Source organism: Roseospira marina (assembly GCF_014197855.1).
Taxonomy (GTDB): Bacteria; Pseudomonadota; Alphaproteobacteria; order Rhodospirillales; family Rhodospirillaceae; genus Rhodospira; species Rhodospira marina.
The window spans coordinates 63408-78327 of record NZ_JACIGJ010000013.1 but is presented as its reverse complement, the minus strand read 5'-3'; the positions used below and the strand labels follow the sequence as shown (position 1 = coordinate 78327).

12 protein-coding genes are annotated in these 14920 nt (G+C 70.3%); 4 read left to right on the top strand and 8 right to left on the bottom strand.

Annotation, left to right across the window (positions count from 1 at the left end; translation table 11 throughout):
- Positions 1-78 precede the first annotated feature (78 nt).
- The 4 genes from GGD82_RS15470 to GGD82_RS15455 all read right to left on the bottom strand — a co-directional run bounded on the left by GGD82_RS15470 (position 79) and on the right by GGD82_RS15455 (position 5735).
- Positions 79-972 (bottom strand): ABC transporter permease, encoded by an 894-nt coding sequence (locus GGD82_RS15470; RefSeq protein ID WP_150063029.1) that lies wholly within the window; start codon positions 970-972, stop codon positions 79-81.
- Positions 969-1943 (bottom strand): ABC transporter ATP-binding protein, encoded by a 975-nt coding sequence (locus GGD82_RS15465; RefSeq protein ID WP_150063028.1) that lies wholly within the window; start codon positions 1941-1943, stop codon positions 969-971. The genes GGD82_RS15470 and GGD82_RS15465 overlap by 4 nt, the downstream gene beginning before the upstream one ends.
- Before the next feature lie 903 nt (positions 1944-2846).
- Positions 2847-4541: an NAD+ synthase gene (locus GGD82_RS15460; protein ID WP_150063027.1), complete on the bottom strand. Its 1695-nt coding sequence runs from the start codon at positions 4539-4541 to the stop codon at positions 2847-2849.
- Positions 4542-4658: 117 nt separating this feature from the next.
- Positions 4659-5735 carry a hypothetical protein gene (locus GGD82_RS15455; protein ID WP_150063026.1) on the bottom strand — a complete coding sequence of 359 codons (1077 nt, stop codon included), beginning with the start codon at positions 5733-5735 and terminating at the stop codon, positions 4659-4661.
- A 322-nt stretch (positions 5736-6057) separates the two neighbouring features.
- Between GGD82_RS15455 and murJ the strand changes: the two genes are divergently transcribed.
- Positions 6058-7638 carry a murein biosynthesis integral membrane protein MurJ gene (gene murJ / locus GGD82_RS15450; RefSeq protein ID WP_150063025.1) on the top strand — a complete coding sequence of 527 codons (1581 nt, stop codon included), beginning with the start codon at positions 6058-6060 and terminating at the stop codon, positions 7636-7638.
- Here murJ and GGD82_RS15445 read toward each other — a convergent pair.
- From GGD82_RS15445 to GGD82_RS15435, 3 genes are read right to left on the bottom strand one after another with little or no spacing between them, the layout of a single operon-like run.
- The gene (locus tag GGD82_RS15445; RefSeq protein ID WP_150063024.1) at positions 7577-8107 is read right to left on the bottom strand and encodes a hydrogenase maturation protease; all 531 of its coding nucleotides are present in this window, start codon (positions 8105-8107) and stop codon (positions 7577-7579) included. The genes murJ and GGD82_RS15445 overlap by 62 nt on opposite strands.
- Entirely contained in the window at positions 8094-8603 is a 510-nt protein-coding gene (locus tag GGD82_RS15440; protein ID WP_150063023.1) for an RNA pyrophosphohydrolase, read from the bottom strand. The genes GGD82_RS15445 and GGD82_RS15440 overlap by 14 nt, the downstream gene beginning before the upstream one ends.
- Positions 8596-10566 carry a divergent polysaccharide deacetylase family protein gene (locus GGD82_RS15435; RefSeq protein ID WP_170284349.1) on the bottom strand — a complete coding sequence of 657 codons (1971 nt, stop codon included), beginning with the start codon at positions 10564-10566 and terminating at the stop codon, positions 8596-8598. Before GGD82_RS15435 ends, GGD82_RS15440 begins: the two co-directional genes overlap by 8 nt.
- A gap of 406 nt (positions 10567-10972) precedes the next feature.
- Between GGD82_RS15435 and grxC the strand changes: the two genes are divergently transcribed.
- Both grxC and GGD82_RS15425 read left to right on the top strand, forming a co-directional pair.
- Positions 10973-11236: a glutaredoxin 3 gene (gene grxC, locus GGD82_RS15430; RefSeq protein ID WP_150063021.1), complete on the top strand. Its 264-nt coding sequence runs from the start codon at positions 10973-10975 to the stop codon at positions 11234-11236.
- Positions 11236-12072, top strand: a complete 837-nt coding sequence (locus tag GGD82_RS15425; RefSeq protein ID WP_150063020.1) for a carbon-nitrogen hydrolase family protein — start codon at positions 11236-11238, stop codon at positions 12070-12072. The genes grxC and GGD82_RS15425 overlap by 1 nt, the downstream gene beginning before the upstream one ends.
- A gap of 115 nt (positions 12073-12187) precedes the next feature.
- On the opposite strand, the gene GGD82_RS15420 is transcribed toward GGD82_RS15425, so the two are convergent.
- Positions 12188-13486, bottom strand: a complete 1299-nt coding sequence (locus GGD82_RS15420) for an SAM-dependent methyltransferase (RefSeq protein ID WP_150063019.1) — start codon at positions 13484-13486, stop codon at positions 12188-12190.
- Between the two features lie 495 nt (positions 13487-13981).
- On the opposite strand from GGD82_RS15420, the gene GGD82_RS15415 reads away from it, so the two are divergent.
- Entirely contained in the window at positions 13982-14911 is a 930-nt protein-coding gene (locus GGD82_RS15415; RefSeq protein WP_170284348.1) for a glycosyltransferase, read from the top strand.
- Positions 14912-14920: the final 9 nt, after the last annotated feature.

The following is a 14920-nucleotide window of genomic DNA, read 5'->3' as shown; positions in this document are numbered from 1 at the left end:
CGTGTTTACACGATGCCCGCGCGCATCACCAGGGGCGACCCCGCCGTCCGTGCGGGTTTCACCGTTTCGCCCCGGTCCTTACGGTGCGCTCTGAACGATCCCCTTGTCCCGGGCGCTAACCCGGGCCGCCGCCAGCGACAGGCAGCCGACCACCCAGACGATCACCACGGCAAGGGCGATCAGATACGACCCTTGACCGAACAGCGTCAGCGGGTCGGCGTAGAACGGCGCCCGCAGGATAGTCATGGCGTGGGTGACGGGGTTGATCATCATGATCCAGTGCAGCCAGGACGGCACGCCCGTAATCGGGAAAAACGCGCCGGACAGCACCCACATGGGCATCATGATGACCATCATCATGGCGTGGAAGCCCGCCGTGGACTTCATGGGCCAGGCGAACAGGAAGCCCAGGCCGGTGAAGCCCAGCGCGATCAGGACCAGTGTGATCGCGAGCAGCACCGCCCCACCAATGGACACGCTCAGCCCGATGAACGGCGCGGCGACCAGCAGGATGGCGGTCTGAAACAGCGCCACCAGCGACGCGCCCCCCACCTTGCCCAGCACGATGCCCAGGCGCGGCACGGGCGCCACCAGCACGCCCTGCAGAAAGCCCTGGTCCCGATCCTCGATGATCGTGATCGACGCGAACACCGACGCGAACAGGATCATCATCATCAGCACACCCGGATAGAAGTACTCCAGGTACGTCATGCCCTCCATCCCGGGGGCGCTGAAGCTAGGGGTCAGGCCGGCGCCGAGCAGAACCCAGAAAATCAGGGGCTGTCCGATCGATCCGATGACCCGGGTGGGCTGGCGGATGAAGCGGGTGAACTCCCGCCGCGCCAGGGCCGCGCCGACGGCCCACAGCGAGGCACGGGGCGGCGCCTCGGACTCATCCAGGGACGCATCGTTGGCGCGGGACAGGGTGGTTTCCGGGCCGCCGTGCACGGGGGCCTTGCCGGCAACGGTCATGCGGCAGTCTCCTGGGGCGTGGCGCCGGAGCGGGCGGCCCGCGCTTCCGCCGTCACATGAATAAAGACATCCTCCAGTGCGGGCTGCTTGACGGTGATGCCCCGCACCAGCGGGCGATAGTCCTTGAGCACGCGCTCCAGCAGCGCCACCGCGTCCGTATGACCGGGCGGCTCGTCGACGCGCAGTTCGTCGCCGTGACGGATGGCCGTCACACCCAGATCGGCGCGCAGCCGCTCGACCAGCGTGTCCGGCTCCGGGCTGTCGATCACCAGAACGTCGGTGTTGAGGCGCGCCCGCAGGGCCTGCGGCGTGTCGTGCGCCAGCAGCCGCCCGTTGGCCATGATGGCGACGCTGTCGACGTCCTCCGCCTCGCTGAAGATATGGCTGGTCATCAGCACCGTCATCCCCCGCTCGCGGCGGAGGCGGGTCAACGCGGACAGGAAGCTGCGGCGGCTGGCCGGATCCAGGCCGGTGGTCGGCTCGTCCAGCAGCAGGAGACGCGGCCGCGTCAGCAGGCACTTGGCCAACTCCACCTGACGGGCGAGGCCGCCCGACAGCGTGTCGACCCGGTCCCCGAGCCGCCCGTCCAGGTCCGTCCACCCCAGCGCCTCGTCGAGGCGGGCGCGGAACGCCGCGCCGGTCAGGCCGTACAGGGCCGCGTGGATGGACAGGTTTTCCTGAACGCTCAGGTGTTTGTCCACGGCCGGGCTTTGGAACACCACGCCCATGCGTGCGCGGGCCGCGGCCGGATCGGCCAGCAGGTCACGCCCGGCCACCAGCACGCGCCCCCGGCTGGGGCGGGCGAGGCCGCACAGAATGCGGAACAGGGTGCTCTTGCCGCTGCCGTTCGGGCCGGACAGAATCGTGAACCGTCCCTCTGGAATGTGCAGGGTCAGATCGGCCACGGCCGTGCGTGGCGGCTGGCGGCGTCCGCCCGGATAAACGTGGGTCAGGGCCTCAATGCGAATCATGGCACGCACGCCCGGCGCTGGGTGCCGGGCGATCTCCCTTGCAACCGGACCACGCCATCATGGCGCGTCCTTGAGGGTCCTCGTTGTACGGCACGCGGCCCGGCCGGGTAAACCCCGCGCCATGTGGGGGTTTGGCGGGGCGCCTCTCGCCTGAATACCAGAGCGGCGCCGTCTCTTTTTTCGACCCGCGCCGTGATCCAGTGTCCCTGGCCTGGCGTAGGGTTGGGCAGAGGTGGAGCGCGGCGCGATAAGCCCGCTCCACGGGCGAGAACCCTAGGCGGCTGGTTGGTTGTCGGGATGCGTTGCTCAATCGGTCGGTGATAGGTCAGTGAAAGGGCCGGTTCCATGTCCCATGCACGTCTGACCCTGTTTCGGGTTGCGGCCGGTCCGTTGGCCGCGTGTCCGCTCCTTTACGCCCGCCGGGTTGCCGGCTTGAGCGTCCCGTCGTTCGGCCAGACCAGCGGCTCCCCTTTCCGGAGTCGCAGACCCAGAGCGTGACGTCGACCTGACGGTTCCCGCGACCCGAACGCACCGCTTGGCGTGTGCCGGACCGGATCCGTGGGGCGCATGAGAGCCTTGGTGGCTTCGCGCCGTGTTTCCTCTGTCCCGTTTCCTCCTACCCCACTTTTCCGGGGTTCCCCGCCACGCCCCCTTCGGACCGCCCCCCTCAAGGTCCGCTGGGGCGTGGACCTTGGCCGGCCGGTGTCTCATCGGCCGGCCTTTTTTTTGCGCGCTCGCGCGGGCCTTCACACGGGTCTCCCATCGCCCTGGTCGCGGCCCTGCGCGAGACCAATTCTTGCGGCCGGGGTGTTGTGGGGACCGGTCAGCCGCGCCCGCTGGCTCGCCGCCAGCATCATGGCGGTGGGGGTGATCCTGATGCGGGCGTGAACCTGCGCCCCTCTGTCACCCCCGGAAGCGGTTGGTGATGGGATAGCGCCGGTCGCGGCCGAACGCGCGCAGGGTGATCTTGACCCCGGGCGGGGCCTGACGCCGCTTGTACTCGGCGATATTGAGCAGTCGCCACACCGCCTGCACGGTGGCGTCGTCGTGGCCAGCGGCGATCAGGTCGGACACGCCCTGTTCGCCCTCGATCAGGCCGTTCAGGATGCGGTCCAGCACCGGATAGGGCGGCAGACTGTCCTCGTCCTTCTGGTCCGGGCGCAATTCGGCGGTCGGCGGCTTGGTGATGACGCGCTCGGGCATGACGGGCCCGTCCGGTCCCAGCATTCCGCTCGGTACGCCCTGCGCGTTGCGCCAGTGGCTGAGGCGGGTGACGGTGGTCTTGTAGACATCCTTGAGCACCGAGAAGCCGCCGCACATGTCGCCGTACAGCGTGGCGTAGCCCACGCTCATCTCCGACTTGTTGCCGGTTGACAGCACCATGGGGCCGAACTTGTTCGACAGCGCCATCAGGGTGATCCCGCGCGCGCGCGACTGGATGTTTTCCTCGGTGGTGTCGGGGGTGCGGCCCTCGAACAGACGGCCCAGCATCTGATCGTAGGCGTCGATGGCCGGGCCGATGTTGACGGTGTCATAGCGCAGCCCGAGCATTTGCGCGACGCCCTCCGCGTCCTCCAGGCTGTCGCGAGAGGTGTAAGGCGAGGGCATCATGACGCACCACACCCGCTCCGGCCCGAGCGCGTCCACCGCCACCGCCGCCGACAGGGCGCTATCGATGCCGCCCGACAGGCCAAGAATGACGCCGGGGAAGCCGTTCTTGTTGACGTAGTCGGCCAGCCCCATCACCAGGGCGCGATAGATGGCCTCGTCCGTATCGGGGGCCGGGGCCAGGGGCGCGGCCTCGCAGGTCCAGGGGCGATCGGTGCCCTGGGGGCGCGTCCAGGTCGTGGGTACAACCGCTTCGGTCCAGGACGGCAGCCGCCCCACCATCTGCCCGTCCGCGCCCACGACGAACGACTCGCCGTCAAACACCAGTTCGTCCTGGCCGCCCACCTGATTGACGTAGACCAGCGGAAGCCCGGCGTCCTGGACGCGCGGGCGGGCGTTTTCCAGGCGCTGGCCGTGCTTGTCGACCTCGAAGGGGGAGCCGTTCAGCACCAGCAGGATGTCCGCGCCCTGTTCGGCCAGATGCCGGGTGACCTGCGGCCCCCACATATCCTCGCACACCATGATGCCCAGCCGGGCGCCCTTCAGTGTGACAATATCGGGCAGGGGACCGCGTGAGAACACCCGGACCTCGTCGAACACGCCGTAGTTCGGCAGCAGGTACTTGAAGCCGATGAAGCGGATCTCGCCGCCGTCCATCAGCAGCGCCGCGTTGCCCAGCTTGCGCCGGCCGTCGTCCGGATCGGTGAAGCGCCAGGGCGCGCCTACCAGAAGGGCCGGGCCGCCGTCGCCGGTCTCCGCCGCCAGCGCCAGCGCGGCCGCCTGCACGGTGTCGAGGAACGCCTGGCGGAACACCAGGTCCTCGGGCGGATAGCCGCTGAGCACCAGTTCGGGGAACACGACCAGATCGGCCCCCTGCGCCGCCGCGTCCGCGCGCGCGGCCCGGACACGGTCGGCGTTCGCGGCTACGTCGCCGACGGTGGGATTGATCTGCGCGAGTGCGATGACCAGACGGTCGAGGCGATCGGACATGCGGGGCTCCTCCGCGCCGGTGAGGGGCGGGCCTTCGAGGCACCGTGGTCCCCCGTCTTACGGCAGGGGGAGTCCGTGGGGCCAGAGGGGATTTTGCGTCGAGGGGGGCGCGGGCGGTTAAAAACCGCTGTCGGCGAGCACGGCTGGGGGCGACCGCACAAGATCGGGCAGGTCCATGATACCGGGATCGGCCCCGAGGGAACGAGGGGCCGGCACGCCCGTGCTCTCGGGGCCGATCCAGGGGGTGGGCGTGGGTCCGTAGGGTGCGCCCGCGTATCCGGGGGGGAGCGGTGCTGCGTTTGGATACCCCGGGGGTGCGGTCGGCGGTTGCGGATAGGCCGACGGCGGTGTGACGTGTTGGGGATAGGCCGGTTGGGGGGCGGCTTGCTGCGGGTATGCCTGTTGGGGATAACCGGGCGGAAGCGTAGCGGGAGCCGCGATGTAGGGGGGGCTATAGCCGGGCGGCGTCGGATAGGGGAACGGCTGCGCTGGTTGGATCTGGGGTTGCACTTGGCGCTGAGGGTGCGGCTGCGTTTGGGGCTGCGGATACGCCATCGGGTAGCGGAACGGGAAGCCGTCGGGTGTACCACTCGGCGGGGCAGGCGGGTGGGCGGACGGCGGCGCCAACGGCATCGGCGGCCGGGGCGGCAGCGGGGTCGACCGATCAAAGGCCTGCGGGACCGGCGACGGCGGGGCCTTCGGGGCTCCGATCACGGGAAGCGGCGGGTCCGGTAGCATCGGGCGGGCCGCCGGGCTTGGGCCGGGGGCGGGGGCGGGTAGGCCGGCGTTGACCATCGTGCGCGTCAGCAGGTCCGATTGGGCCGTCGGGGCGAGCCGCCCCCCGCGCGCCAAGTCGTCCAGGCCCGCCCGCACGCCCGCGAGGACGGCATCGCGGCCCGCCGGGTCCGGCCGTGTGCGCGACGCCAGGGTCCCGAGCAGGGCGACCGCGCCCGGATCCGACACCGCGCGCTCCAAGGTTAGCGAGCGGGCCGCGACGTACAGGGCACCTGGATCCACCGCGGTTACCGTTTCGCCCGGCGCAAGGCGGGCGGTGACGGAGGCCAGGACCTCGGACAGCTCGGCCGCCCGGACACCCGGGGGGGACCCGAGCATGAGGCCGGTGAAAAGGGCCGCACCCAGGATCAGGCCGGCGCGTCCGGTCCGCGTCCGCCTGAGAGGGGAGCGATGTCCCATGCCGGTGTCCTCCGTGGACGACGTCGCCGAAGACGTCCCTGCGGGCACCCGATGGGCTCCCTGTGCAATCATGGGTGACAAATCTCATAAAGTCCCGCAGGGCACTCTTCATACGATACCCGCAATCGGGTGTGCGGTAAATCCGTGTCCGAACGCCCGTCAGGGGGGCCGCCAGGCGGGCATCTGTGGCCGAGGGCGGGGACGCTGACCGGTGCGGAGATCGTTGCCGGCTTCTCCCCGGTGACTCCCCTGCGAGCCCACCGTGCTTGGGCGGTCACCGGCGCCTCTTCCGCGCCTCCCCGGGATCGGGTAGGAAGCGGGCATGGCTCTGCTTCGCTCCATCGCGACGGTCGGCGGCTATACGCTGCTCAGCCGTCTGACCGGGTTCGCCCGTGACATCCTCGTGGCCGGAACGCTTGGCGCCGGCACCGTGTCGGATGCCTTCTTCGTGGCGTTCCGCTTTCCCAACCTGTTCCGGCGTCTGTTCGCGGAGGGGGCGTTCCAGGCCGCCTTCGTGCCGCTGTTCGCCGGAACGCTGGAAACGGACGGGCCGGAGCAAGCCCGGCTGTTCGCCCGCCGTGCCTTCAGCGTGCTGGCGCTGGTGCTGCTGGTGTTCACGGCGGCGCTGGAAGTGCTGATGCCGTTTGCCATGATCGTCATGGCGCCGGGGTTCGACGCGGTGCCGGGCAAGATGGAGTTGGCGACGGAGCTGACCCGCATCGCCTTTCCCTATCTGCTGTTCATCTCGCTGGTGTCGCTGCAATCGGGGGTTCTGAACTCCCTGGGGCATTTTGCGGCGGCGGCGGCGGCGCCGATCCTGCTCAATCTCACGCTGATCGCCGCCCTGGTCGGGTTCACGCCGATGATGGAAACGCCCGGCCACGCGCTGGCCTGGGGCGTGTTCGCGGCCGGTGTGATCCAGTTCGCGTGGCTGGCGTGGCACTGCCTCCGCGCCGGGATGACGATCGCGCCGATCCGGCCCGCACTGACGGCGCGGGTGCGGCTGCTCGGTCGGCGCATCGTGCCGGTGGTCCTCGGCGGCAGCCTGTACCAGATCAACCTGCTGATCGGCACCATCCTGGCCTCGCTGCTGGCGGATGGCGCGGTGTCGTGGCTGTACTACGCCGATCGCGTGACCCAACTCCCCCTCGGGGTCGTGGGCGTGGCCGTGAGCACGGCGCTGCTGCCGCTGCTGTCGCGCCAGCTCAAGGGCGGCCAATGGGAGCACGCGCGCCACAACCAGAACCGCGCGCTGGAGGTCGCCCTGCTGCTGACCCTTCCGGCGGCGGCGGCGCTGATGGTGATTCCGGGGCCGATCATCGGCACGCTGTTCGAGCGGGGCGCGTTTAGCCCCGCCGACACCGCCGCAACGGCGGCGGCCCTGGTCGCCTTCGCCAGCGGTCTGCCGTCCTATGTGCTGGTCAAGATCCTGGCGCAATGTTTCTTCGCGCGGGAGGACACCGCGATGCCCGTGCGTATCGCCGCTGCCGCCATGGCCGCCAACATAGCGCTGAACGTCGCGTTGATGCAGGTGTGGGGGCATGTGGGGATCGCGCTCGCGGCCTCGCTGTCGAACTGGGGCAACGCGATCGCGCTGGGGGTCGTCCTGCACCGGCGCGGCCAGCTTGGCCTCGACGCGCGCTTCCTGGAGCGGCTGCCCCGCATTGCACTGGCGACCGTGGTGATGGCGGGCGCGGTGGCCGGTGGAACCCTGGTCGTGGCCGATCTGTTGGCGGCCGGGGATCCATGGCGGCCGCTGGCGCTGGCTGCGCTGGTTGTGGTGGGGGCCGTGGTCTACGCCGGTGTGGCGCAGGTCTCCGGCGCGGCGCGCCTCGGCGAAATCAAGGCGATGCTGCGGCGGGGCGAACCGGCGACGCCGGGGCCGATCCCGCCGGATCCTTGAGACCCTTCTGCACCTCCGCGAGCAGGGTGGGCAGGGCGGCGGCGACCGGGGCGCTCAGGGGGGCGCCCAGGTCCCAGCACGCGCCCTGAAGGCCCAGCAGCACCAGCCTGTCGGGCAAACGGCCCAGAACGCGGGCGGTTTCCACGGCCTCCGCCACCCCAAAAGCATGGGAGGAGGTGCGAAAGGCACGGGCCATCATCGGGCCGCTGTCCGGAGTGAATCGCAGCAGGGTGCCCGGCGGCCGGCCGGCGTCCATGGCGTCGATCACCACCACGGTCCCGCGTGCCTCCCACAGGGCGATCAGGCCCAGCCCCTCGCCGACATGGGCCACGCGACCAAGATCAAGTGAGGCGGGAAGGTGAGCCAGGGCGATTAGCCCAAGGGCGTCGTCGCCCCGGTCGGGGTGCCCGACGCCGATGACGAGGGGACGGGGGCGGTCTGGGAGGACGCGCCCCTCAGGCGCCGGCATGGAGGCGGAGGTCGGCCAGGGCCGGCGCGAAGACGTCCAGGACCTGGGTGTAGAGCCCGCGCTTGAACGGCACGATCAGATCGACGACCTGATCCGGCGGCGCCCAGCGCCACGCCGAGAACTCGGGGTGTTCGGTCTCCAGGGTGATGTCGGTATCCCGGCCCAGGAAGCGCATCAAGTACCATTTCTGCTCCTGGCCCCGGTACCGGCCGCCCCACAGGCGCGGGCGCAGGTCGTCCGGCAGGTCATAGCGCAGCCAGCCCGGCGATTCGGCGATCACCTCGGTCAGGCGGGGCGGAATGCCGGTCTCTTCCTCCAGTTCGCGGTCGGCGGTGTCGCGCGGGTCCTCTCCGGGGTCGATCCCGCCTTGCGGCATCTGCCAAGCGTCGCTTTTGAAATCGATGCGCTGGGCGACGAACACCGCCCCGTCGGCGTTCGCCAGCATGATGCCGACCCCGCGCCGGTAGGCGGTGCCGTCGCCGTTCTGTTTACCCATGCTCCCGTGTTCCTTCGCCTGCGTGGCCGTCGGCCCCGGACTCGGGGCTGTGTCCCGCGTCCGCCTCGGCCTCGGAATGCGCGGGCGCGCCGCTGAGCGGGGCGTCTTCGGTCCCGCCCGCCCGGCGGATCACGGCCGAGACCGGGACCAGGGCAACGTCCGTGGGCTCCAGGCCGGCGATCCACTCGCGCAGCAGGGTGAACCCAAGCGGCGTGGCGCGCATCACCCCGACGGCGGTACCGCGCGCCTTTGCGGCCTCGGTCAGCCATCCCAGGCGGGCCTTGATGCTTTCCGCGAAGCCGTGTTTGTCGATGTCCACATCGACGACGGTCCGGGCCGGCAACGTCTGGCGGTTGGCGGCCAGCGCCACCATCGGGCCGTCGTGGACGTACAAAAGGCCGGACTGGCGCAGGGCCGTCAGGACGCTTTGCATATTTTCGGTGGATGCGGACAGCCGGTCCCCCTCGTGAGCCAGAACCCCGACGTAGCCGTGCGACGTGGCGAGCACCTGCTGCAGCCGATCCATCAGGTCGTCGGGCGGCAGCAGGGTGAGCAGGCCCATGGGACCGGGATCGGCGGCGGGATAGGCCGCGGCCTCGGTGGGCAGGTCGAGCAGGGTTTCATGGCCAGCGCGCCGCGCCATGGCCATCTTGTCGCCGAGGTCGCGCGCGTAGGGCGTGAACGACAGGGTTACGGCGGGCGGCAGCTTGACCGTGGCAGCCTCCAGCGCGTCGCTCATCATGCCCAAGTCGCGCACGATGATGGCGACGCGCGGCTGACCGGCCGGGGCCGGGTCGGGCGCGGCATAGACCTGCCAGGGCCGCCGGCCATCGGCCGCGACGGTCGGGACCTTGCCATAGGGGCTGTCGGCCTGAAGGGCGGGGATCGGCGACGGCGCCAGCGCCTCGCCGCGCGACGCCGGCGTCAGCGCGTCGTAGGACGGGACCGGCGGGGGCTCGCCCAGGCGCCTTGGGCTCTCGGGCTCCACGATACCCTGGACGCCCGGGGGCACCGGCTGCAGGCCGGGCACGTCGGACACGGCAACGTCGGACACGGCAACGTCGGACACGGCAACGTCGGGCGGGGCAACGTCGGGCGTTGCGGGACCGGACTGCGCGCGGACGCCGTCGCTCGGGGCGGCGGCGCCATGATCCATGACGTGCTCGCCCTCCTGGGCTGCCCCCGGGGCCGCTCCCTGGTCCGCGCCATGGTTGGCCTCGGCGGCCGGCCCATGTCCGGCCTCGGCCATGGCGGTTCCGTTGTGGGCGGACTCTGTCGGGGCGTGCGCGGGCTCTGCGGGATCCGTTTGTTCCGGGGCCATCGCGGCGTCGGAGGCGGGATCGCTCTCCGGTGCGTTTGGAGAGGGGGCGTTTGGAGAGGGGGAATCGGGGGACGGGGCGTCTGGGGTGCGCGCGTCGCCGGTGTTCGATTCGGGGGCGGGCGCGCCGTCCTGCGCGTCCGCGGTGAGCCATGGGCGCCGCGCCGGTGACCGGTCGGTGGCGGCGGTCGTATCTGGGGTCATGGATCCCGGGGCCGGGCGTGGCGGCAGGGTCATCACCACCAGATCCGGGGCCACATATTGAACGCCGTTGGCGTCGGGCTCGGCGGTCGCTGTGGCCGGTGCCGGTGGCGCCTCGTCGCCGCCGAAGACGCCGTTAGCGTAGAGCGCGTAGCCGCCCCCGGCTAGAAGCAGCAGCCCAAGACCGGCGGCGATCATGGGGCCGCGTCTGCCGGAAGCGCGCAGTGGCCCGCCGTCGATATCACGCAGGCCGGCAAACGGGTCGTCTGCGCCCGGCGTCGGCCCCCGGGATCGGCCTCGCCCGGCCCCGAATAGGCGGGCGACCACGCCGGGCGCGCGGCGCGGGCCGCCCCCATCGTCCAGATCGAGGTCGAGATCCATATCCATATCGCCAGCGCCAGGCGGCGTCAGCGGGACGCTCAGGTCCGGGTCGGTGCCCGCCATGCGTCTCGTTGCGCCCCGCGTGCCCGCGGATCCGGCGTCATCATCGCTGGACGACTCCATCTCGTCGTCGGCGAGATCAAGACCGTCAAACGGATCACCCAAGGGGTCCCGGGACCGATTCTGGCCACGGGTCTTGGATTTACCGGGCAATTTTACCAAAGCGGGCGCTCCTCCATCGAGCCGGCCTCACCCCCCTGTGCCGAACGTCATCCTAACCCAATCGGGCGCTGAAGAAAATCGGCTGTCCGCCGGTTGAGGGCGTCGGCATCGGCGCGGTGTGGTCCGGACCCTCATCCGTGCCCCTGCGGTCGTCCTTGACCCGGTCCGGCGAACGGCCAACATGCCGGTGACCGGATTCGCCCCGCGCGACCGAAGGTCTTCGTGATCCCCGAGGGAGGGAGCCCCCATGGCTCATATCGAACTGTACACGACCCCCATTTGCCCCTTCTGCCATCGCGCCAAACAGCTTCTGCAGCGCAAGGGTGCGTCGTATGACGAACACAATGTCATGCTCAACCCGGGGCGGCGCGCTGAGATGCGTACCCGTTCTGGCGGCGCCAACACTGTGCCGCAGATCTTCATCGACGGCCAGCACATCGGGGGCTGTGACGAACTGTACGCGCTCGACGCGCGCGGCGGCCTGGATCCTTTGCTGCAGGCGGCGTCGTGATGGCGTCCGACCGCCGCTCGTTTCGCGCCGCCGTCGTGCAGGTGAACGCCGGCAACGACATGGACCATAACATATGGCGCGCACTGGATGCCGTGCGCCGGGCGCGCGCCGCCGGGGCGGAGATCGTGTTCTTGCCCGAGAACGTCGCCATGATGGAACTGGGGCGCGAGAACGTGCTGGCCCAGGCGCGGACCGAGGCGGAGCATCCCGCCCTGGCCGCGTTCCGCGGTGTGGCGCGGGAGACTGGGGCGTGGGTCCACGGCGGCACGCTGGCGATCCTGACCGAGGACGGCCGGGCCGCCAATCGCACCTATCTGATCGCGCCGGATGGCTCGGTGGCGGCGCATTACGACAAGATCCACATGTTCGATGTCGATCTGAGTGCGACCGAAAGCTACCAGGAGTCGGACACGTTCCAGCCCGGGGAGCGCGCCGTGGTGGCCGACCTGCCGTGGACGCGGCTGGGGCTGACGGTGTGCTACGACGTGCGTTTTCCGGCCCTGCACCGCGCACTGGCGCAGGCGGGGGCGGAGGTGATCGCGGTCCCGGCGGCGTTCACCGTGCCGACCGGGCAGGCGCATTGGCATGTGCTGCTGCGCGCCCGCGCCATCGAGACCGGGTGTTACGTCCTGGCCCCGGCGCAATGCGGCACGCACCCGCGCGACCGGCGGACGTACGGTCACGCGCTCATCATTGACCCCTGGGGGCAGGTGTTGGCGGATGCGGGCGAGGCGGATTTCGAGATCCTGCACGCCACCATCGATCCGGAGCAGGTCGACGAGGCACGCCGCCGCGTCCCCGCGCTGAGTCACGACCGAGTCTTTGCCGCGCCGTGAGGCCGGGGCGACGGGGCGAAGGGGCGGGGGCTTTCGGCCTCCACCTCTCCGGTTCCCATCAACCGCGGGCTTCAGCCGCTGGCATTGCCCCCTGCCCACAGCCCATTGTGTCGGATCAGCCGACCCGGCGGACCAGCGTCGGCGCCGGGCGTTCCGCCGCGTCGGCGGCGGCGGCGTTGGCGGCGCGCTCCGCGTCGGTGATGTAGTCGCGGGTGATCGGCGCCGCGTCCAGGCTGCGGGTCATCTGCATTTGGAACACCACCTGCCGGTCGAAGCGGAACACGGCTTCGCAGCCCGCCAGATAGAACATCCACATCCGGTAGAACCGCGCGTCGTACAGCTGCGTGACGATGCGCTCGCGCTGCGCCTCGAACCGCGCCCGCCAGTGCCGCAGGGTTTCGGCGTAGTGCACCCGCAGCACCTCCACGTCGGTCGGGATCCAGTCCGCGCGCTCGACGGCGGCGCTCAGCTCCGACAGCGCGGGGGTGTATCCGCCCGGGAAGATGTACTTGCGCAGCCATGCGTTGGTGCCGCCCGGCGGCTCCGCCCGGCCGATGGTGTGGAGTAGGAAAATGCCGTCCTCCTTCAGGCGCGCCCGGGTGGCCTCGAAGAAGTCCCTGTAGTGGTTCACGCCGACGTGTTCGAACATTCCGACGGAGACGATGCGGTCGAACGTTTCCGTGACATGCCGATAGTCCTGGAGCCGAAAGGTCACGCGGTCCGCCAATCCCTCCGCTTTCGCACGCTCCTGCGCGACATGGAACTGCTCGCTCGACAATGTGATGCCGGTGACGTGGACGTCGTGTTCCCGCGCCAGATGCAGCGCGAGCCCACCCCAGCCACAGCCGACGTCGAGCACCGACTGGCCGGGCTCCAGGCGCAGCTTGGCCGCGATGTGGCGCTTCTTGGCACGCTGGGCGTCCTCCAGCGTCTCGATCCCCGGTGGCCAGTAGGCGCAGGAGTACTGCCGGTCTCCGTCCAGGAACAGGCGGTACATTTCCGCCGACAGATTGTAGTGATGGGCGACGTTGCGCTCCGCCCGTTCGATCGGGTTGTACTGATGGAACCACCGCAGGGCCCGGTTCAACGCCCAGTGAAGCCGGAAAAACGCGGTGCGCCGACTATGCCGGTACACGTTGTGGATCAGCGTGGCGACCAGGTCGTAGATGGACCCCTCCTCCAGGATCAGGGTTCCGTCCATGTACGCCTCGCCGATCGCCATTTCCGGGCCGGCGAGAAACCGCCGTGCGAACCGCGGATCGGTGATGCGCAGGGTGACCGGGCCCGGTGCCGGGCCGGTGGTCGTGCTGGTGACAATCGGCGATCCTCCGAACGTGTGCCGACGCCCATCATGGTCGATCAGGGTCACGCTACCTTCGCGCAGGACCCTTTTGAAGATGGTTTGCAGGATCATGGCCAGCCTTGTCCCCTCTTGGTGCCGGCCAGGATGGCGCTGACGCGCGGGCGCCATGCTGTTCGTTATGTCGCATCACGTCAGCTCCACGAACGGACCCATGGCGAGGTGTGTGTGTCGAAGCTCTCCCGTCGTCAGACGCGCGATCCCTGGCCATGCGCTTTTTGTTGGGATCCGGTCGAGCGTCGATGCTCGTCCGGTTCATTCCGCCAAGGTATATGTTGACAATGGGGATGCGAAACCGACGGTGCAACGGTTCGGTGTTGGATCCAGGGTCGCGGTGCCGTCTCGGCTCAACGCGCTGGACAGCGGGTGCCTCCTGTCCGCATCCTAAGGCCCGTCCCGGCGGCCCTTTCGACGGTCCGCTTCGTTCCTCTCGCCCGTCCGACGCTCATGTTTGCTTCCGCTCCCGGTTCCTCCTCGCGCGGGGAGGGGACGTCGCCCGACGGGATCCCCCAAGGCCTCCTGCGGCCGGACACACCACGTCATCCGGCCTTGGGACCGATCGGGGCGGTGGTGGTGACCTACAACGCCGGCCCCGGTGTCGGCGACCGGCTGCGGCGCCTGTCGGCGCAGGTCGATGCGGTGGTGGTGGTCGACAACGGGTCTGACGCGGCGACGGTGGAGGCTTTGCGGGCGGCGGCAGCGGATGATCCGGCCCTGCGCTGGATCGGCAATCCGGACAACCGGGGTCTTGCGGCCGCGCAGAATCAGGGTCTGGCGGCCGTTCTGGGGGCCGGGTTCGCCTGGGTCCTGCTGATGGACGACGACAGCACGCCCGCCCCGGACATGGTGGCTGTCCTCGCGGCGGTGGAGGCGGCGCGGCCCGGTGCCTTTGACCTGCTGGCCCCGCGCCTGCGCTATCCAGACATCGGCCGTGTGCCGGGGTTCGTGACCGGGCTGGGCTGGCGGGTGCGCAAGGCTCCGGCGCCGATCCAGGGCGTGCTGGAGGATCCGGTGTTCGTCATTGCGTCCGGGTCGTTGATCCGGGCGGCGGCGGCGCGCGCGGTCGGGCCGATGCGTGAGGACTTTTTCATCGACTACCTCGACGTGGACTACAGCTTCCGTCTGCGGCGCGCCGGCGGGCGGATCGCGGTGGCGGGGGCGGCCGTGCTGGATCACGCGCTCGGGCGGCAGAGCGCGCACCGGCTGCTCGGCCGCACCGTGTGGACGAGCAACCACACGGCCTTCCGCTATCACGCCATGGCCCGCAACCGGGCGCGTCTGTGGCGCGGCTGGGCGAGGGTGCATCCCGGGTGGGCGCTGCAGGACATGGCCGCGCTGCTGGCGCAGATCCTGCGCGTGCTGCTGTGGGAGGCCGATGGGCGCGCCAAGGCGGGCGCAATCCTTCGGGGGCTTTGGCGCGGCTTACTGTCGCTCCCGGCGGCCCGGCCCGCGGCGCGGTCGCCAGCGGCCGACGCCTAACCCGGGGCA

Excerpts from the sequence above, each read along its gene's own strand:
- GGD82_RS15470 (WP_150063029.1), bottom strand. The coding sequence starts at position 972 with ATGACCGTTGCCGGCAAGGCCCCCGTGCACGGCGGCCCGGAAACCACC.
- GGD82_RS15465 (WP_150063028.1), bottom strand. The coding sequence starts at position 1,943 with ATGATTCGCATTGAGGCCCTGACCCACGTTTATCCGGGCGGACGCCGC.
- GGD82_RS15460 (WP_150063027.1), bottom strand. The coding sequence starts at position 4,541 with ATGTCCGATCGCCTCGACCGTCTGGTCATCGCACTCGCGCAGATCAAT.
- GGD82_RS15455 (WP_150063026.1), bottom strand. The coding sequence starts at position 5,735 with ATGGGACATCGCTCCCCTCTCAGGCGGACGCGGACCGGACGCGCCGGC.
- murJ (WP_150063025.1), top strand. The coding sequence starts at position 6,058 with ATGGCTCTGCTTCGCTCCATCGCGACGGTCGGCGGCTATACGCTGCTC.
- GGD82_RS15445 (WP_150063024.1), bottom strand. The coding sequence starts at position 8,107 with ATGCCGGCGCCTGAGGGGCGCGTCCTCCCAGACCGCCCCCGTCCCCTC.
- GGD82_RS15440 (WP_150063023.1), bottom strand. The coding sequence starts at position 8,603 with ATGGGTAAACAGAACGGCGACGGCACCGCCTACCGGCGCGGGGTCGGC.
- GGD82_RS15435 (WP_170284349.1), bottom strand. The coding sequence starts at position 10,566 with ATGGCGGGCACCGACCCGGACCTGAGCGTCCCGCTGACGCCGCCTGGC.
- grxC (WP_150063021.1), top strand. The coding sequence starts at position 10,973 with ATGGCTCATATCGAACTGTACACGACCCCCATTTGCCCCTTCTGCCAT.
- GGD82_RS15425 (WP_150063020.1), top strand. The coding sequence starts at position 11,236 with ATGGCGTCCGACCGCCGCTCGTTTCGCGCCGCCGTCGTGCAGGTGAAC.
- GGD82_RS15420 (WP_150063019.1), bottom strand. The coding sequence starts at position 13,486 with ATGATCCTGCAAACCATCTTCAAAAGGGTCCTGCGCGAAGGTAGCGTG.